The sequence below is a fragment of the Frankia sp. QA3 genome (assembly GCF_000262465.1).
In the GTDB taxonomy this organism is placed as follows: domain Bacteria; phylum Actinomycetota; class Actinomycetes; order Frankiales; family Frankiaceae; genus Frankia.
Genome location: NZ_CM001489.1, coordinates 2,228,895 through 2,246,988, shown reverse-complemented (window position 1 = coordinate 2,246,988; position 18,094 = coordinate 2,228,895). Strand labels below are relative to the sequence as shown.

Below are 18,094 nucleotides of genomic sequence, written 5' to 3'. Positions count from 1 at the left end.
TGCGCGGTACGCCTCTCACCACGTTGGACCCACCGTTTCATTGATTGACGGCGTTGTCGATCGCTGCCCGCTCGGAGGAGCCGGGAGGGAACGACTCCTCGTCGACAACGTACGGAACTCGTGCCCCGGGCCGGCTGCGGGAGCTTCGGAATTCGGCGTAGCCCAGGCGGTAGCCTCGCCGGCATCGATAGTTTCCTCATGTCAAGGTCGTCGACGATCTCGCGGTAACTCTCGCTGGCCCCGTGAGCGCGCCGGGAGTGGTGTCTTGACGGTCGCCGCAGGCGATCGTCAAGACCGGGACATCAGGCTGGTGGTCTTCGTAAGGGAATGCTGGGAGCAGGGCCTGCTTTGCCGCATCGACAGGTCCGGGCGGACGACACGTCAACGACGGCGCGGTGTCACAGGTGAGGCCCAGGTTGCCCGCCAGGTGGCGGGACCGACGACGCCGTCGACAGTGAGCTGTCTGTCCAGCTGGAACGCGCGACATACGGCGTCGCTGACCTCCCCGTGGACACCGTCGGCGGTGAAGGGGCGTGGAGTGCCGCCGAGGGTGGCGTGGCGCCATCCGCGTTCGTGCAGGCGTGCCTGCCACAGGGTGACGTCTGGGCCGGACATCAGTGGAGAGGCGAGGGCAAGGGACCGTCCGGGCCAGGCAGGTGCAGGACCGCCACTGGGCACGGCCTGGGTGTACGGGATGCGGACGAATCCCAGGCAGTAGCCGCGGTCGTTACGACGGCTGCGTTCGAGTACTTGGCCGCCGTTGGAATCGTTCCCGACGGCGGTGTTTCCTTCGATCGCGGTGAATGCGTCGGGATCGGCAACATCCACACGGGAGACCCAGCCGATGTGGTCGGGGCCGGAGTGGGCTGGGGTTTTCCAGCCGTACCAGGCTCCGAACTTGTTCTGGTTCGAGCTGGCTGGCGATTCCGTGCAGCCGATTTCCGGGCGCAGTACGGCCTCCACGTCGGTGGCGGTTGTCACGACTGTCCCTCCTGATTTCCAGGACCGTGATCCCAGCTGGTCACGGAGAGGTCGGCGGATTCCCAGATCGACTCCGTTAGGCGGTCGGTTAGCGGTGGCGCACCCGATCACGCCACCCCGTGCCAGATGCTTCCGTTGCCACGCACCCCCACGGCGGCGCCCTGCTCGTGGATCGCGATGCGGCCCTCGCCCTGCGAGCCTTGTGCTTCGCGGCACGTTGTGGTGTTCTCGACCATCGACATGTGTCTGCCTCCCCGGACCCCCTGCTCGTCGCACGTCTCGAGGAGGTCACGCGTCGCGATGGCTGGCTCGTAAGGATCGAGGGTTGCGCACCGCAGCGTCCGGTGCACGAGTAGTGGGCTACTCGGATCCGGTGGCGAGGTGGAGACTCCGCTGTCCCGTAGCACGGCGGCGAATTCGGTGCGGCCGTTGACCCCGAGCCGCGCGCTGGCTCGTTAGGGATGGCCTTTCACCGTGCGTACCGGAACGTCCGGACGGTCGGCGATCCGCTGGTTGGATGGGCGATGGGCGATGGGCGATGGGCGGCGAGGGTGACGACCTCGCGTTTTCCGGTCGGTGAGCGGTGGCGGCCGCTCGATGGCGCCCATCCTGAGGTCGGCCGCGACCTGTGCGATGGGTCGGCGGCATCGATCAGGTCGAGCAGCTTGCAGCGGAACTCGGGCGGATAGCTCCCGGACGCGCAGGTCCTCCAGGTCGCTGGATGTCAGATCATCCCGCAAGCCGATTCCACGGAACCGAGGGCACATCATTCCCGGCGTTGAAGGCGGATTGGTACGGTCAGCGGGTGCGGGGGGTATGGCCGTTGACCGGCCGGGCCGACGAGATGGCTTATATCAGCAGAGTGATCAGTCCGGCCTTCAGGTCGGGGGGTGTGGTGCTGGCCGGCGCGGCCGGTGTGGGCAAGACCCGTTTGGCCCGTGAGGCACTCGCCGAAGCCCGGGAGCGAGGGATGATCGTTCGCTGGGCGACGGCGACCGCGTCGGCGGGCAAGGTTCCGCTTGGCGCGTTCGCCCCGCTGGGTGCCGCCGGTGGCGATCTGACGAATGTGATCAGACGGGTGGTCGACACGGCGGCCGACGGCGAGTCCGCTGACCGCGACCTCGTCGTCATCATCGACGATGCGCACCTGCTGGACGAAATCTCCGCATCGCTGCTCTATCAGGTGGTTTCGCGGCAGCTCGCCACGGTGATCGTGACCATCCGCACCGGCGAGCCTGCTCCGGACGCGGTCACCGCGCTGTGGAAGGACGGGTATCTGGATCGGTTGGAGGTGTTGCCTCTCGCCGAGAAGGAGACGGTTCTGTTGTTGGAGGCGGTGCTCGCCGGCCCGGTGGACAGTGCCGCCGCCCGCCAGATGTGGTCGCTGGCGCAGGGAAACACCTTGTATCTGTGGCAGCTCGTTGCCGGTGAGCGGGAGGCCAGGCGCCTACGGGAGGTCCGCGGTGTCTGGCGGTGGCACGGCAAGCCTCGACTCTCTCCGGGGCTCATCGAACTGGTACGGGCCCGTATGGGCGACCTGCCCGGTCTGATTCGTGAGACGGTCGACCTGCTCGCTGTCGAAGAACCACTCGGTCTCGCCCTGCTGGGCGGGTTGACTGATGCTCGCGCTGTGGAAGAGGCCGAAGAGCGCGGTCTGGCGACAGTGGAGGCAGACGGGCGGCGGTTGCTCGTCCGGCTGGCCCATCCGCTGTACGGGGAGGCGCGCCGGTCGAGCATGGGGCTGTTGCGGGCCCGGCGGCTACGCGGGCGTCTCGCGGTCGCGTTGGCGGGCACCGGGGCGCGCCGTGCCGACGATGTGCTGCGCCGGGCCGTACTCGCGGTGGATTCCGATCTCGAGCCGGATCCGCACCTGCTCACCGCGGCGGCACGTTCGGCCAGCAGCCTCGGTGACCTTCAGCTGGCGGAAAAGCTGGCCCGGGCCGCGGTGAACGCTGGCGGAACCTTTGATTCCCGGCTTCTGCTGGGGTACACCCTCGGCTGGCTTGATCGCGGGGTGGAATCCGACCGCGAGCTGGCGATCCTTGGCGAGCTCGTCCAGGACGACACCGAGCGTGTCCTCGTGACCTTCGCCCGGGCCGGAAATTTTTATTGGAACCTGCATCAGCCGGACAAAGCCGAAGCTGTCCTGGACGAAGCGGATCGGGCCATCGCCGACAACAGCGCGAGGCCCGTGCTGACGAGCATGCGAGCGGCGTTCCACGTCTGGCTCGGCAGACCTCACGAGGCGGTGCGCCACGGCCTCGACGCACTCACCTACCAGGACCTCCCCGACGAGTCCCTGATCCTCGCGAGCTGGGGTGTCGTTGCCGGGCTCGGAGTCCTCGGCCGGATCGACGAAGCCAGGCCGGTGCTACCTCGCGGCTACGCGGCGGCAGGCCGGCTCGGTGACGGGCCGATCCTGGGGATGGGACTGCGAGACCTGCACATTCTTGGCCTACGACTGGCAGGATTCCTGCACGAGGCGGAGACCGTCGCCCGCGCCTATCATGACGAACACCGCGACTCCCTCGGGCCGTCCTACCTCATGGGTATCGCTCTGATGGGACACACCGCTCTGCTACGCGGACAGGTCGAGACCTCCATCCGGTGGCTTCGGGAGGCCCATGCAGGTTTCACTGAAAGTGGCAGTGGCAGTGGCGGTTGGGAGTTGCGTTGCCTGATGAGTCTCACGCAGGCGCTGGCCATCTCCGGTGAAACAGCAGCGGCCCGGCAGGCGCTGGCGGACATGGAAGCACAATGGCACCCCGGATTCGTTCTCTACGAGCCGGACATGACGCTGGCCAAAGCCTGGGTCGCGGCCGTGGAGGGAGCCACCAGCGAAGCGATCCGAATAGTACGCACGGCGGCCACGGCCGCCGGCGACGCTGGCCTGTTCGCCTGGGAGGTACTCGCGCTGCACACCGCTGTCCGCTTCGGCGACCGAAGCGTCGCCGCGCGTTTGTCGTCGCTGGCACCCCGAGTCCATGGTCCGGGCGCACCTGCCGCGGCCATGCATGCCGCCGCACTGGCCGCCGACGACGGCGACGCCCTACGAGCCGCCTCGGTCCGGCTGGAAGAGGCAGGTGATCGCCTCTCCGCGGCAGACGCCGCAGCCCAAGCCGCTGCCGCGTACTCCAGGCACGGCCACCGCGGCGCCGCGCATGCGGCCGTCACTCGGGCCGTCCAGCTGGCCCCCTCCAGCGGTGGTAGAACTCCTGCGCTCGCTGCGGTCGACCGTACACTTCCGCTCACCGCCCGGGAACGCGAGATAGTCACCCTGGCCATCCACGGACTGTCCAACCTGGCAATAGCAAACCGCCTGTTCATCTCCGTGCGCACGGTAGAAGGTCACCTCTACCGGGCCAGCGCCAAACTCGGCGCCAGCGGACGCGCCGAACTAGCCGCCCTGCTAAGCGGGGACTGACCCAACATGCTCGCGGACGCCGCCGCGAAGCAGCCGTCTCCGGCGCGCCTGCACGCGATAGCGGCCGGGCGGCACCGAGCGCGCGCGACGGAAGGCGCGGCTGAAGGCGTAGACGGACAGGTGGCCGACCGGCCGCGCCACCGCCGCGGGGGCGCTGCCGAGCGCGTGCTCGGTGCCACGGGGGAGGAGTAGCACGTCGCCGGGCAGGCGTACGTGTTGACCTGGGATCCCGCCGAAAGTGTGACGGGTGACTCGGCCCACGCCCCAGGCGCCAGCGGTCCGGTCATCCCCCGTTCACCCACGACGGTTGACCGAGGCTCATGTGCCATTTGCGTCTACAAGCGCAGGTAGACGCTTCGTCAAGACGGCTGAAGTCAAGCCCTCCTGACAGGTAGGGACACTGTGCTGCCCGGACACGGCGAAAAACCTGGGCGTCTACCGCCAACAGCCCGGCAACCACGCGTCGACCGGCTACCCGCCTGTCCGGCTGCTGGCGCTGGTCGCCTGCGGCACCCGCACGATCATCGATGTCACGTTCGGGTCGACCAGCCGCGAGGAGACCATCTACACGGCTTTGGCACTAGAGTGGGAGTTCAGACTCGCCAGAACGTAAACAGGTCAACGGTCAGAGCCGCACTCCCAGAGCAGGAAGGCGGCTAGCCTTCCGTCGAGTAAAGGGGATACCACCCGATATGGGCTCTCGCGTGCTGGCTCTCGGCCATTACCAGCCGACCGGAATATTGACAAACGACGACCTCGCGGAGATCGTCGACACGAACGACGAATGGATCAGGACGCGGGTGGGAATCCGCACCCGCCACATTGCTGGAAAAGACGAGTCCGTGGCGGACATGGCCGCCCAAGCCGCCGAAAAGGCCCTGGCCAACGCCGGACTCACTGCCGACGAGATCGACCTGGTCGTGGTGGCCACGTGCACGGCCGTGGACCGGTCCCCGAACACGGCGGCCCGGGTGGCCCTCCGCCTGGGAATCCCCTCTCCCGCCGCCCTGGATATCAACACCGTGTGCTCCGGTTTCCCCCACGCCCTGGCCACGGCCGACCACGCCATCAGTGCGGGCTCCGCGACCAAGGCACTGGTCGTCGGCGTGGATAAACTGACCGCCTTCACCGACTGGACCGACCGGACGACCTGTGTGCTGGTAGGTGACGGCGCCGGCGCCGTCGTGGTCGTCGCCGCCGAACAGCCGGAGATCAGTCCCGTAGTATGGGGATCCGTGCCCGACATGGGGCATGCGGTCCTCATCCAGACCCCGACGAACACCCTCTCCCAGGAGGGGCAGGCCGTTTACCGCTGGGCAACCACCGCGCTGCCCGCTGTCGCCCGGCAGGTGTGTGAACGCGCCGGCATCACCCCCGCGGAACTGGGCGGCGTGGTGCTGCACCAGGCCAATCTGCGGATCATCGAGCCTCTCGCCCACAAGATCGGTGCGGTGAACGCCGTCATCGCCCGCGACGTGGTGGAATCCGGCAACACGTCCGCAGGCAGTATCCCCCTGGCCTTCTCCAAGATCGTCGAACGCGGCGAGATTCCCAAGGGCGCCCCGGTACTGCTCTTCGGCTTCGGTGGTGGTCTGTCCTACGCAGGCCAGATCGTGCGCTGTCCCTGAGGCCGGAACGCCCCCAGGCCGGAATGGATGACACGCGACATTCCCTGCCGCACCGGTTCGTGGAGTTACACCAGCACGGCCCAGCACAGGGATTTACGACACGGAGGTATCCGGTGCCCGACCTGTTGCGGCTCGACGCCGCCGCCCTCGTCCTCGTCGGCCGCGAGGTCGTGACGATCCCGGACGCCGCGCTGGCCAACCCGACGCCGTGTGACGGCTGGACGGTGCTGGACCTGGTGCGCCACATGAACTCCGAGCACGAACGGGTGTCAGCGCTGGCGCGCGGCGCGCTACCGGCCGACGCGGCCGGCGATCAGGACCCGCGCGACGACTTCGCGCTGATCGCGGCTCGCTGGGTCGCGACGCTCGAGCAGGCCGGTCCACAGATCACCGTCCCGAAAGTCGGCGGCGAGGTCCTCACGCGCGAGGTCACCGCGGTGCACTTTGTCGACATGCTGGTACACCGCTGGGACCTCGCCCGGGCGCTGGAGCGCCCGTACGCCGCGCCGGACGTGCTCACCCGCGCCGCGCTGCCCATCGCCCGCAAGATCACTCGGCCGGGCAGCGGGCTCAACGGTCCAGGCGGCGTGTATCGGCCGCCGCTGCCCGAGGATCCGGCTCTCGACCCGGTCGACAACCTTGCCGCGCTGCTCGGCCGCGACCCGCGCTGGCGCCCCGCGCCTGAACCCCGCGCCTGAACCCCGCGCCTGAACCCTGCGCCTGAACCCTGCGCCTGAACCCCGCGTCGCGGGCCCGCTCCCGCCGTGGCCCGGCCAGCTCGACCGCGGTGTCCGCGCAGCGCCGTTCGGTCCACGACGACGGGGCCCGCGCGCCGCGGCTCGGTTCGCGCCGACGGACTCCCGCGGCCGCACGTCCGCGTTGCGCGGGGCGCTCGGAGCGACGAAGCGCAGCAGGACTCCGGCCAGCGTCGCGCCGAAGGCGGCGACCGCGCAGAACCAGTAGACGTCGAGGAACTTGCCCAGCGGGTTGGTGGTGTCGCCGATAAGAAGCACGGCCAACCCCCAGGTCGACGCCGCGGTCATCCACACCCTCGCCTCCCGCGAGTGGGTGAGTAAAGGCCAGCCGCTCTGCCTGACCGGGGACTCCGGCACCGGCAAGTCCCACCTGCTGATCGCGCTGGGCACCGAAGCCGCGATCCGCGGCTACCGCGTCCGCCCCACCCTGGCCACCGAGCTGGTCAACGAGCTGGTCAACGAGCTCGTCGAAGCCGCCGACGACAAGCAGCTGGTCAAGACCATCGCCCGCTACGGCCGCGTTGACCTGCTCTGCATCGACGAACGGGGCTACATGGAACTCGACCGGCACGGCGCCGACTCCTACCGCCTTGCCCAGACCCGCGCCCGCACCACCGACGGTGGCTGACCAAAACCTCACCGCCCACCCGCGCATCGCCCGCCTCGGCCAGGATCGGTCAGGTGACGACGGTTCTGCTCGGGTTCGCCGCCGGCCTGCTCATCGCGACGATCACCACTCCCGTCGGGGTGTCGGGGGCGGTGTTCCTGCTGCCCGTGCAGCTCGACGTCCTGCACACCCCGAACCCGGCCGTCACCCCGACGAACCTGCTGTTCAACGTCATCGCCACCCCCGGCGCCCTGGCCCGCTACCGCCGGCAGAACCAGCTCGCCGGGCCGCTGGCCCGCCTGCTCGTCGTCGGCACCCTGCCCGGCGTCATCGCGGGCGCGATCGTCCGCGTCCACCTCGTCCCCGGTGCCCGGCTGTTCCGCCTGCTGCTCGGCCTGTTCCTGCTGCCCCTGGGCGCCTGGCTCTGCCTGCGTACCCTGCGCCACCCGGCCGGGCACCCCTCCCCGCCACCGCAACCCCGGACCATCACCGCGCTGGCCCTGCTCGTCGGCCTCATCGGCGGCGTCTACGGCATCGGCGGCGGCTCGATCCTCAGCCCGATCCTTGTCGGGCGCGGCATGCCCGTTCCCACCGTCGCCCCCGCCGCCCTCGCCGCCACCCTCGCCACCTCGATCGTCGGCGCCGCCACCTATGCCCTGCTCGCCCTGACCACCACCGGCAACATCGCCCCCCACTGGGCCGTCGGACTCGCCAGCGGCCTCGGCGGCCTCGGCGGTGCCTACCTCGGCGCCCGCCTCCAAGCCCACGTCCCCAACACCGGCCTGCGGCTGCTGCTCGGTGCCCTCGCCATCGCGCTGGCCGCCGTCTACCTCACCCAAGCCCTCTGACCGACGCCGAACCCTCCCGCTCCTGCGCCCCCGCCAGGTGATCCTGATCAGCGCTCTTCCGGAAGCTCGACGACCACACTGGTCGACTTCACCGCGCCGACCACCACCACCCCCGGCTCCAGCCCGAGCTCGTCGGCAGCCTCCCGACTCATCAGCGACACCAGCCGGTGCGGCCCGGCCTGGACCTCGACCTGCGCCATCACCGGACCCCGCACCACCCGCGTGACCAGCCCAGGAAAACGGTTGCGGGCCGACTCGGCGACCACCGGGGACCGTGCAAACCCCTGCTCGACGGCCAGATCCTCCATGAACCCGGCGAGAACAGCACCATCGACCGCGTAACGCCCAGCATCGTCCGTGATCATCGTCAAACGGCCGCTGTCCGCCCAACGACGCACCGTGTCGTAACTGACGCCAAGAAGCGCGGCAGCATCCTTGATCGGAAAGCTCGGCATGACCCAGATTACAAACCTCACCTGACCAGCCGGCCTTCCTCGGCTACGGCCTGTCGGTGCCCGCCCCGCCGCTGCCGTCATCCTCTCTCGCTTCTGGCGCCGGAAGCGTCAGCTACGGCTGTCTCTCCGCGACGGCGGGAGGCAGGCAGCGTCGCCTCAGCACCATCGCCGTCATCCATCGCATCCAAGCCCCCTACGCCCCGACCGGAACGAGTGGTGCCCAAACTCGTTGACACCACCCACCCCCACATCCCCGCTGCGGTCAGAACTCGGCAACAAACGCGGTCACATCTCGTCGACAGAGCCAGGCATGCCTGCGCGCGCACCGCAGGCTGGTCGAACCGGCCAGTCTCGGGCTGCCCGCCGCTCGGCGCCGGCGCAGCCGGTTGAGTCGGCGCCCCCTGAGCGACCTGTTCGAGCAGCCCGGCGGCGCACAGGACAGTGAATTAGTTTCTCCATAAACTTATCGAGTTAGTAGACTTTTATCTATGAGGACGACAGGCTGGTGTACGTCTTCAACCTCGAGAAGGCCGGTGGGGCCGCGACGTGGCACATCGGCGGCTGACCTCCGGGCGAGCAGCACGCCGGGCGAGGCGGAGGCCGAGCGCGGAGATGTCGTCGACGCTGGCTGCCGAGGCGAAGCCCCTCTGGTGGATCCGATCAGCGAGAGGGCAGACCGAGGTTCTCCAGCGCCTCCCGCAACCGGTGCCGGCCGGCAAGCGACTGTGGGCCTGCCAGCCGGGCCAGCACGCGTTCGCTCCACGAACCGGGCAGCCCGTACCGGGCGTTGTACTCGCCCAGCCGCTCGTCGTAGGCCGGGATGTGCGAGTCGGCCGTGGTGGCGTCGTACCGCTCGTGGTGCAGGACGGCGGCCTGCGGCAGCCGCGGCTTGATCCCGGCGTGCTCGGTTGGGTCGGGTGTGCCGACCGCGAGCCCGAACGCCGCCGCCGCGTGCGGCGGCAGGCCCAGTTCGGCCGCGATCTGTTCGGGACGGTTGCGGACCGCCCCGACGAACACCGTGCCCAGGCCGAGCGACTCGGCCGCGATGACGGCGTTCTGTGCCGCGAGGGCGGCATCGACGAAGCCGAGGATCGTCGACTCCAGGTAGTCGGTGGCCTCCAGTGCCGCGCCCGCGCCGTCGGCGAGCCGACGGGCCCGACTCAGGTCGGCGACCCAGATCAGGAACAGCGGTGCCTCGTTGATGAACTGCTGGTTGTTCGCCAGCGCCGCGAGCCGGGCCTTGCGCTGCGGGTCCCGCACGGCGATCACGCTCCATGCCTGCAGGTTGGACGACGTCGACGCGGACTGGGCGGCCGCGACCAGCGCGGCCAGCTCGTCGTCGGCGACCGGCCGGGGCGTGAACCTGCGCACCGACCGGTGCGCGAGCTGCAGCGTCACGATCTCGCTGGCGACGCTGAGCGTCGCCTCCGGATCCGCATACCGTGCGGTGATCGTCATGATTGTCCTCTCGTGATGGGCCGGGGGAAAGCCGGCGACCAGGCAGGCCCGTCCGGGCGCGTGGCGCGGCGGGATTCCTGCGGCCTGGTGGTGCGCGAGATGGTCCATTCGTCCGGGATGGGGGCGTCTGGCGGCTTAATAATAAGTCCCGATCTTTGTGGCCGAATGATTGCTGTATTCCTACCGGATTGCTGCGTCCAGCTCCTCGCGGGTGACGAGGGAGATCGCGCGGCCGTCTCGCAGGACGACGGCGGCGGCGTGGCGCGGGCCGAGGGCGGCGCGGGCCGCGGAGACCGGCTGGCCGCCGCCGACGGCCGGCAGCGGGTCGACGAGGTGATCCGACACCGGGCTGTCCGGACGGATCCTTCCCGCGGCGATCGCCGCCCCGAGCGCGGCGGGTTCGATCCAGCCGAGTATCTCGGTGGCGGACAGGCCGTGCCGGCGCTCGGCGCGGGCGAGAACGACCGCGACGGCCACCACCGATCCGGGCAGACCATCCACGGCCGCGCCGGCGCTGGCCCGCGAGGAGACCGTGACCAGGCGGTCGGCCCAGCCGGGGCTGCGGTCGAGCAGCTGGCGCACCGTGGGCTCGGCGCCGTCGGGATCCTCCAGGAAGCCCCACCGCCGCAGCCAGTCGTCGCTGAAAACGGTCGACAGGTAGGAACGGCCCGAGTCGGGCAGCAGGACCACGACGAGATCATCCGGGCCGAGCGTGCGGGCGACCCGCAGCGCGGCAGCGGCAGCGGCACCCGACGACGGGCCGGCGAGCAGCCCCTCCTCGCTGGCCAGCCGCCGCGCGGTCAGCAGGGATTCCCGGTCCGGTATCCGCTCGAAACGATCGACCACGTCGCGGTGGTAGGACTGCGGCCAGACGTCCTCCGCCGTGTCGGGGTGCAGGAAGTGCCCAATGCTCTCGACGTAGTAGGCGCTGCCGTCACCGCCGGAGTAGACCGACGTCTCGGGGTCGGCGCCGACGACCGTGACCGTTCCCCCCGAGGCCCCTCTGAGGAACTCGCCCGTGCCGCTGATGGTGCCTCCGGTGCCGACCCCGGCCACGAAATGCGTCACCCGTCCGCCGGTCTGCCGCCAGATCTCCGGCCCGGTCGTGCGCAGGTGGGCCGCGGGGTTCGCCGGGTTGTCGTACTGGTTCGCCAACCAGGCGCCCGGAATCTCGTCCACCAGGCGGCGCACGACGTTGAAGAGGTGATCCGGGTGTTGTTTGGCGAATCTGGTGGGGGCGAGCACGACTTCGGCGCCGTAGGCCCGCAGAATGTCGACCTTCTCTCGGGCCGATCTGTCGGACACCCCGACAATCACCCGGTAACCTCGCTGCCGGCCGATGATCGCCAGGCCGATCCCGGTGTTGCCGGACGTGGCCTCGACGATCGTCCCGCCGGGTCGGAGCAGCCCGTCGCGTTCGGCCTGGAGCACCATCGACAACGCCGCCCGGTCCTTCACGCTGCCCCCGATGTTGAGGAACTCCGCCTTCGCGTAGAGGGGGGTCACGATCCCGCGGCCGAGCTGCGTGAGCCGGAACAGCGGAGTCTCGCCGATCGCGTCGAGGACCGACTCGTGGACCGTCATGACACGTGCGCGTCCGCGCCGACGAGGATCTTCTGGAAGCAGCGGGAGTGGGTCAGCGCCTCGTACGGGGAGAAGATCGGGATGCGGGTGTAACCGGTTCTGGCGTACACCCGCTCCGCGTCCGGTTGCCGGTCCCCGGTCTGCAGCACGATCCGTCCCGCGCCCAGGCGCCGCGCCGCCTGTTCCACCGCAGCCAGCAGCCTGGCCGACACCCACCGGCCGCGATGGGAGGGGACGACGTACATGCGCTTGAGTTCCAGGTCGTCACCCAGCCAGCGCAGCGCGGCATGCCCGACCGGTAGCCGGTCGGTGGTGTAGGCGACACCGGTGTAGGCGACCGTCTTCGCCACGATGTCCGGGCCGGGCGCCGGCGGCCGGGAGGCCAGCCGGTCGGCGTAGCGGAGCCGCATCTCCGCGACCATTGCGCTACGTAGTGTCACTGCCGCCGGGTCGTCCCAGTCGACACTCTCAATGTGGATCATCGGTTCGGATACCACGCCTGGCTCCAGATCGACGAGGGGCCGCACGCCGGCTGCATGAGGGGATCGGTGTGTCCAGTATTCTCTACCTTCTCGGTCGACAGATGGGGAATGCTCGCGGCCACCGGTTCACCCGCCCATCCCGCGCGGGGGCCTGCGTGATTACCAGGGAACCGCCTGACCGTCCTGCCCGATGAACTCGCCACCGGGACCGTCGGGCCTGCCGGCCGCGAGGCGAACCGGGACGGCGGCACCCTGTTCGACCGTCAGCACACCCTGGTGGTCGTTCATGTCGGTGGCGACGAATCCCGGATCGGCCGCATTGACGCGGATACCGGACTCGCGCAGGTCGTTCGCGTAGATCAGGGTGATGGCGTTCACCGCCGCCTTGGACGCGGCGTAGGCGAGCATCCGCCGGGTGGCGGCGCCGCTCGTGGGGTCGGCCAGCTGCGTGAGTGAGGCGATCGCGCTGGACATGTTGACGATCCGGCCCGCCTCCGCGCGGCGCAGCAGCGGTAGCAGGGCGTTCGTGACGGCGATCAGGCCGACCACGTTCGTGTCGAACGTCGCGCGCACGGCGTCGGCGGCCACCTCGGCCACCGGCGTGACGCCGGTCGCGTGCAGGTCGTTGTTGACCGCCGCGTTGTTGACGAGCACGTCCAGGCGTCCGGCCTCGCGCTCCAGCCGTTCGACGGCGGCGGTGATCGACTCTGCGTCGGTGACGTCGAGCCGGAGGCTTCGTACGTCACCGGCGTCGGCCAGCTCGGCCGCGGCGCGCTCGCCGCGGGCAGGATCGCGCGCCCCGAGGTAGACGGTCATGCCGGACGCGGCGAGCTGACGGACCGTCTCGCGGCCGATCCCGCGGGTGGCGCCCGTGACGAGGGCGATCGTCGCCCTGGTCGTCGTTTCCCTGGCCAGGGTGGTCGTGGTTGTGGTCGTGGTCATGGTCCCATGCAAGCGCCTCGTACCGCCCCGGCGGAAAGACCGATGCGGCACCGATTCATAAGCTCGCGGCATGGATCCGCTCGAGACGCGGGAGCTGCGCCACTTCCTCGCGCTCGCCGAGGAGTTGCACTTCGGCCGGGCCGCCGAGCGGCTGCGGATCGCGCAACCCGCGCTGTCCCGTACGATCCGCCGCCTGGAGCAGCGGATCGGGGTGGCGCTTGTCGAGCGCACGACCAGGCGGGTCGCCCTCACCCCCGCCGGCGAGGTGCTCGCGCGCGAGGCGCGCGTCGCGCTCGACGCCGTCACGGCGGCGGCGAGCCGTGCGCGCCGCGCCGGCGTCGGGCAGCCACGCCTCGCCGTCGCGACGAAGGCCGACAGCGACGCGGGGCTGCTGCCGCGCCTGCTGCGCGCCTACGAGAGCGCGCAGGGCCGGCCGGTCGACCTGCTGCTCGGCGGCTGGGGCGAGCAGACCGGCATGCTGCGCGACGGGCGCGCGGACGTGGCCCTCCTGCACGCCCCGTTGGACGCCACCGGCCTCGAGATCGAGCTCCTGCTGACCGAGCCGCGGGTGGTCGCGCTGTGCGCCGAACACCCGCTCGCTCGGCGCGGGAACCTCGCCGTCGCCGACCTCGCCCCCGAACCCCTGCCGCGGTGGGAAGGGCCCGGAGGCGACGAGATCTCGCTGCTGTGGTGTGGTCACGAGCCGGAGGCCGGGCGGGGGCCGCGGCCCGGTCACCCGCAACCCGCGCCCGCCGCCGGCCCGCCGACCCCGGACGTCGCCCAGCTGCTGCGGCTCGTGGAGCTGGGGCGCGCGGCCGCGTTCGTTCCGGTCTCGATCGCCCGCCGCTATCCGCGCCCGCGGATCGCCTACCGAGCCGTCGCCGGACTCACCCCGGCGCGCCTCGTGCTCGCCTGGCCCGCCGGTCTGCGTTCACCCGCCGTCGCCGCGTTCGTGAGCATCGCCGTCGACGTCGCCGCCGAGCTCGCCGCCGACTCCGACGTCGACCCCGACGTCGATGCCGGCCCCTGGACTGATGCCGGCCGCGTCGAGGGTGCCGCGCTCGACCAGCCGCGTTCTGGTTCCCGGCTGGGTGTTCCTGGGCGGGAGCCAAGATAATCAACGGTGATGACGACGATCGAACAGTTGATCAAGAAGTGGCCGCAATGACCGAGGCCACCGCGGCTGGTCCGGCGCCGGGCTGGCACAGGCAACTGTTGCTACCTCGCCAGGGCCTGTGGGAATGTCGATCCCGTGCGGATGATGACCAGGTGAGCGAGCATTCCGTCGCCCAGACCCTCGAGCAGGCGTTGCAGATCGTGCCGGTCGGTGAGGATGATTTCCAGTCGGTGAGCCTGGTCGACACCGGCGGTTATCCGCTCTACGGCGGCCAGATCCTGGCCCTGGCGCTGCGCGCGGCGGCGATGACGATCGAAGCCGACCGCCGGCCGCACTCGCTGCATGGCTACTTCCTGCGCGCCGGACGGCTCGGGGCCCCGGTGACCCTGCACGTCGACCGCGACCGCGACGGCCGATCCTTCTCGGCGCGCCGGGTCGTCGCCCTCCAGGACGGCAAAGCGATCTTCTCCATGGTGACGTCGTTCACCCGGGGCACGGGCGACTTCGTCCTCGACGAGGTGCCGCGGTTGCGTCGCACCTACACCCAGCCGCCGGACAAGCACCGGATGCTCCTGCTCGACCTGTACGAGTTCACCCCCCGCCACCAGCAGGGCGACCGGTTCTACTTCCCGGACCACGCCGAGATCCTCCCCGTCGGCCCGCTGTCGGACGACTGGCTGACCCAGACCTGCGCCGCCGCCTACATGTCCGACATCGGCACCGGTTTCGGCCAGGTTGCCGATCCCGCCATCGCCAGCACCGAATCCAGCGTCAGCCACTCGATCTGGTTTCACGCCCCGGCGCGGGCCGACGACGGGCTGACCCTCGAGATGTGGCCCAGCAGCGCCGCCAGCGGACTCGGGCTGTACTCCGGCTCGGTCCGGGACGCCGCGGGGAACCTGATCCTCGCGATCGCCCAGGAACAGCTCATCCGCTCACGCAAGCCGGCCCCGGGCGCACCGGCGTAACGCCCACCCCGCTCCCGTCGCCCCGCCGGTCGTCCAGCCGCGCGTTCCCCGCCTCGGCTTGCGCGTTCTCGCCTATCCAGAGGGATAAATCGGACGCGGAACCCTCCGGACAGGCGGGAAGTGGGTGACTCCCGTGGCGGCTTACGGCTTGCGGCCGACGGCGCCGTAGAAGCTGACCTGGGCGTCGGTGAGATCGGTCGGGGTCTCGCCGTCGGGGCGCCAGCGGTGCACGATCTGCAGGCCGGGATCCAGCAACTCCAGGCCGTCGAAGAAGCGGGCGACCTCGGTTCGGGTGCGCTGCTGCGCGGGGATGCCGCCCGCCCGGTAGGCGGCGGCGAGCCGCTCCATCCCCTCGTCGTGGTCGGCGGTGGCGTGGGTGAGGGTCAGGTAGCTGCCGGAGGGCAGCTCCTGCAACAGCCGGCGCAGCAGGCCGTGGGGGTCGTCGGCGTCGGGGATGAAATGCATGATCGCGATCAGGGAGAGCGCGACCGGTCGGGTGAGGTCGAGGGCGGCGCGCAGTTCCGGGGCGGCCAGGATGCTTTCGGGGTCGCGCAGGTCCACGTCGAGGTAGGCGGTCGTGCCCTGCGGGGTGCTGGTGAGCAGCGCGCGGGCGTGCGTGAGCACGATCGGATCGTTGTCGGCGTAGACGACCCGGGCGTCCGGGGCGACGTCCTGGGCTACCTCGTGCAGGTTCGGGCTGGTGGGAATGCCGGTGCCGATGTCGAGGAACTGGCGGATCCCGGCCTCGCCGGCCAGGTGACGGGTGGTGCGGACCATGAACGCCCGGTTCGCGTGCGACGCGACGCGGGCGTTCGGGAACCCGGCGAGGGCCTGCTCGGCGGCCTCCCGGTCGGCGGGGAAGTTGTCCTTGCCACCGAGGTAGTAGTCGTACATCCGGGCCGAATGCGGCTGGTCGGTCTTCAGGTCGATCGGGCTGTGCTCACCCGCGAGACTCCTCCACCACGTCGTACTCCCCGAACCCTCGACCCCGGACTCGTGCGGCTCCCCGCTGGTCACCCGCGACCATCCCCCTTACGTATGCAGACGATCCTCGCGAATCACCCTAATACGTACCTAAGTCGAAGTGCGCGGCTCGCTGTGGACAAAGCTCGGCGCGGACCATTGCGGGGAATGCGCGACGGGGCCCGCGCGGGGGAGGACGTCAGCGCGAAGTCCTCGGCGATCACCTCGGCCGGCACCCCGGCGAGGTCGAGGACCAGCGCGATGACCAGCGCGATGACCAGCCCCGTGCGGTCCTTGCCGGCGCTGCAGTGCACGATCGCCGGCAGTGCGCCCGGCGCGGCGAGCGCCACGACCGCGGCGGTGAGGCGGCTGCCGCGCTGGTCGACGGCGAAGTCGAACACGCTGGCCAGATCGCGGCCGTTCGGGTCGTCGATGAGCCCGGTGCGCAGCGGCAGGTAGCCGATCTTCGAGGAGATCCGGGTGTAGGCGCGGTCGCTGGTGCGGGGGCTGGCCCTTGACGGTGATGTTCGGGTGTTCCTTCTCGAACTGCGCGATGAGGCCCTCGACCACGGGCTTCCAGGTGCCGGTGCTCAGCAGGTTGTAGGTCTCGAATATGGTGGCGTGGAGTAGGCGTGCGGCCATCGACGTCAAGGTCGAGAGGGTCTCGCCCTCACCGGGACAGCTCGTCGAAGATAGGCTCGACCAGCTCGATCAGATGGCCGACGTCGACCTGGATGGTGCGGTCGGCCCGCCCGCTGCCGCAGAAGACGACGCCCATCTGCCGGACGGCGACGTCGAACACCACGACCACCCCCGGAACGGCGCACACCGGGCTCGCTCCACCGGGCTCCATGCCGAGGGCCCGCAGGTCCTCCGGGGCGGCCTGGCTGAGCTTCGCGCGAGAGGTTCCCGCCGCCCTGGCGAGCCTGCCGTAGTCGACCCGGCCGGTGACCGGGAGCGCGGCGAGGACGAAACCGCCGTCGGCATTCCTGAACACCATTGTCTTCAGCAGCCGCTCGGTCGGGAGCCCCAGCAGCAGTTCCGCGTCCGCCCGCCCGACAACCGGGTCGTGGTCCATCGCCGTGAATGGCACTCCGGCCGCCTGGAGCACCTGTTCCGGAGAGGAAATGCCATCCGGTCGGTGTACCAGCTCGGGCATGACGTACCTTCCCTCGACGGAAGGCAGACGCTACCACCCGGGTCGGACGGCAGCCCTGTCATATTTCCGGGGTACTCGACATCCGGGTCAGTGCCGGTCGCTGACGGCCAGCTTCAGCCCCAACCCCACCATGACGACTCCCGAAGCCCCGCCGATGGCCGACAGCCGGCGCGGCGACCGCGCCAGCCAGGTGCGGGCGGTTGCGGCGAGCAGGCCCCACGACACGTCCGAGACCAGCGCGATCGTCACGCAGATCAGGCCGAGGACCAACAGCTGGACGGGCACGCCACCCGCCGACCGGTCGACGAACTGCGGCAGTACCGCCGTGAAGATGAGCAGTCCCTTGGGATTACTGAATCCCACGACGAATCCGTCCCGCAGGACGCGTCGGGAGGTGTGAGCCGACGTCGGCCCCGCGGCCACGACGGTGAGATCACCGCGGTGCCGCCATGCCTGCCAACCCAGATAGGCGAGGTAGCCGGCGCCGGCGAACTTGAGGACGGAGAACACCGCCACCGAGCGTTCGACGACGATTCCCAGGCCGCATGCCACCGCCACGACCTGGAGCAGCAGGCCTGCCTCGTTGCCGAGTGCGGTGAACACCGCCGCCCGCCGACCGAGCGAGACCCCCCGACTGACGACGAAGAGCACGCTCGGTCCGGGCACCGCGATCAGCGTCACCACGACTATCAGGAAGGATGCGAGATGACGGGCATTGATCAC

The 18,094-nt window shown here is 70.2% G+C and carries 17 protein-coding genes and 1 pseudogene; 7 read left to right on the top strand and 11 right to left on the bottom strand.

Features of this window, described 5'->3' with window-relative positions; translation table 11 throughout:
* Positions 1-381: 381 nt before the first annotated feature.
* Positions 382-981: a peptidoglycan-binding protein gene (locus tag FRAQA3DRAFT_RS31390; protein ID WP_009738788.1), complete on the bottom strand. Its 600-nt coding sequence runs from the start codon at positions 979-981 to the stop codon at positions 382-384.
* A gap of 107 nt (positions 982-1,088) precedes the next feature.
* Complete coding sequence (locus FRAQA3DRAFT_RS38015; RefSeq protein ID WP_009738787.1) at positions 1,089-1,223, bottom strand: hypothetical protein; 135 nt, start codon at positions 1,221-1,223, stop codon at positions 1,089-1,091.
* 479 nt (positions 1,224-1,702) lie between these two features.
* Here FRAQA3DRAFT_RS38015 and FRAQA3DRAFT_RS09200 point away from each other — a divergent pair, with 479 nt between their 5' ends.
* The 5 genes and pseudogenes from FRAQA3DRAFT_RS09200 (at position 1,703) to FRAQA3DRAFT_RS09180 (ending at position 8,243) form a co-directional block, all read left to right on the top strand.
* Positions 1,703-4,405, top strand: coding sequence for a LuxR family transcriptional regulator (locus tag FRAQA3DRAFT_RS09200; RefSeq protein WP_009738786.1), 2,703 nt, complete (start codon positions 1,703-1,705; stop codon positions 4,403-4,405).
* Between the two features lie 692 nt (positions 4,406-5,097).
* Entirely contained in the window at positions 5,098-6,033 is a 936-nt protein-coding gene (locus FRAQA3DRAFT_RS09195) for a beta-ketoacyl-ACP synthase III (protein ID WP_009738784.1), read from the top strand.
* 113 nt (positions 6,034-6,146) lie between these two features.
* Positions 6,147-6,731: a TIGR03086 family metal-binding protein gene (locus FRAQA3DRAFT_RS09190; protein ID WP_009738783.1), complete on the top strand. Its 585-nt coding sequence runs from the start codon at positions 6,147-6,149 to the stop codon at positions 6,729-6,731.
* 316 nt (positions 6,732-7,047) lie between these two features.
* Positions 7,048-7,368 (top strand): annotated as a pseudogene (locus FRAQA3DRAFT_RS09185) (ATP-binding protein); the annotation flags it as partial.
* A 101-nt stretch (positions 7,369-7,469) separates the two neighbouring features.
* Entirely contained in the window at positions 7,470-8,243 is a 774-nt protein-coding gene (locus FRAQA3DRAFT_RS09180; RefSeq protein ID WP_009738782.1) for a sulfite exporter TauE/SafE family protein, read from the top strand.
* A gap of 47 nt (positions 8,244-8,290) precedes the next feature.
* Here the strand turns inward: FRAQA3DRAFT_RS09180 and FRAQA3DRAFT_RS09175 are convergent, their stop codons facing one another.
* From FRAQA3DRAFT_RS09175 to FRAQA3DRAFT_RS09155, 5 genes are all read right to left on the bottom strand, one after another.
* Entirely contained in the window at positions 8,291-8,698 is a 408-nt protein-coding gene (locus tag FRAQA3DRAFT_RS09175; protein ID WP_035922628.1) for a molybdopterin-binding protein, read from the bottom strand.
* 660 nt (positions 8,699-9,358) lie between these two features.
* Positions 9,359-10,156, bottom strand: a complete 798-nt coding sequence (locus FRAQA3DRAFT_RS09170; RefSeq protein ID WP_009738780.1) for an NADPH-dependent oxidoreductase — start codon at positions 10,154-10,156, stop codon at positions 9,359-9,361.
* Between the two features lie 180 nt (positions 10,157-10,336).
* Complete coding sequence (locus FRAQA3DRAFT_RS09165) at positions 10,337-11,740, bottom strand: pyridoxal-phosphate dependent enzyme (RefSeq protein WP_009738779.1); 1,404 nt, start codon at positions 11,738-11,740, stop codon at positions 10,337-10,339.
* Positions 11,737-12,237: a GNAT family N-acetyltransferase gene (locus FRAQA3DRAFT_RS09160; RefSeq protein WP_009738778.1), complete on the bottom strand. Its 501-nt coding sequence runs from the start codon at positions 12,235-12,237 to the stop codon at positions 11,737-11,739. The genes FRAQA3DRAFT_RS09165 and FRAQA3DRAFT_RS09160 overlap by 4 nt, the downstream gene beginning before the upstream one ends.
* 144 nt (positions 12,238-12,381) lie before the next feature.
* Positions 12,382-13,164: an SDR family oxidoreductase gene (locus FRAQA3DRAFT_RS09155; protein WP_009738777.1), complete on the bottom strand. Its 783-nt coding sequence runs from the start codon at positions 13,162-13,164 to the stop codon at positions 12,382-12,384.
* Between the two features lie 70 nt (positions 13,165-13,234).
* On the opposite strand from FRAQA3DRAFT_RS09155, the gene FRAQA3DRAFT_RS09150 reads away from it, so the two are divergent.
* On the top strand, positions 13,235-14,281 hold the full coding sequence (locus FRAQA3DRAFT_RS09150) for a LysR family transcriptional regulator (protein WP_009738776.1): 1,047 nt from the start codon (positions 13,235-13,237) through the stop codon (positions 14,279-14,281).
* Positions 14,282-14,433: 152 nt separating this feature from the next.
* Positions 14,434-15,249: an acyl-CoA thioesterase II gene (locus tag FRAQA3DRAFT_RS09145; protein WP_009738775.1), complete on the top strand. Its 816-nt coding sequence runs from the start codon at positions 14,434-14,436 to the stop codon at positions 15,247-15,249.
* A 141-nt stretch (positions 15,250-15,390) separates the two neighbouring features.
* Here FRAQA3DRAFT_RS09145 and FRAQA3DRAFT_RS09140 read toward each other — a convergent pair whose 3' ends face one another.
* The 4 genes from FRAQA3DRAFT_RS09140 to FRAQA3DRAFT_RS09125 form a co-directional block, all read right to left on the bottom strand.
* Entirely contained in the window at positions 15,391-16,266 is an 876-nt protein-coding gene (locus FRAQA3DRAFT_RS09140) for an SAM-dependent methyltransferase (RefSeq protein WP_009738774.1), read from the bottom strand.
* Between the two features lie 41 nt (positions 16,267-16,307).
* Positions 16,308-16,613 (bottom strand): tyrosine-protein phosphatase, encoded by a 306-nt coding sequence (locus tag FRAQA3DRAFT_RS09135; protein WP_051054225.1) that lies wholly within the window; start codon positions 16,611-16,613, stop codon positions 16,308-16,310.
* Positions 16,614-16,882: 269 nt separating this feature from the next.
* Positions 16,883-17,305, bottom strand: coding sequence for an aminoacyl-tRNA deacylase (locus tag FRAQA3DRAFT_RS09130; RefSeq protein ID WP_198287052.1), 423 nt, complete (start codon positions 17,303-17,305; stop codon positions 16,883-16,885).
* A 153-nt stretch (positions 17,306-17,458) separates the two neighbouring features.
* Positions 17,459-18,094, bottom strand: coding sequence for a LysE family translocator (locus FRAQA3DRAFT_RS09125; RefSeq protein WP_009738772.1), 636 nt, complete (start codon positions 18,092-18,094; stop codon positions 17,459-17,461).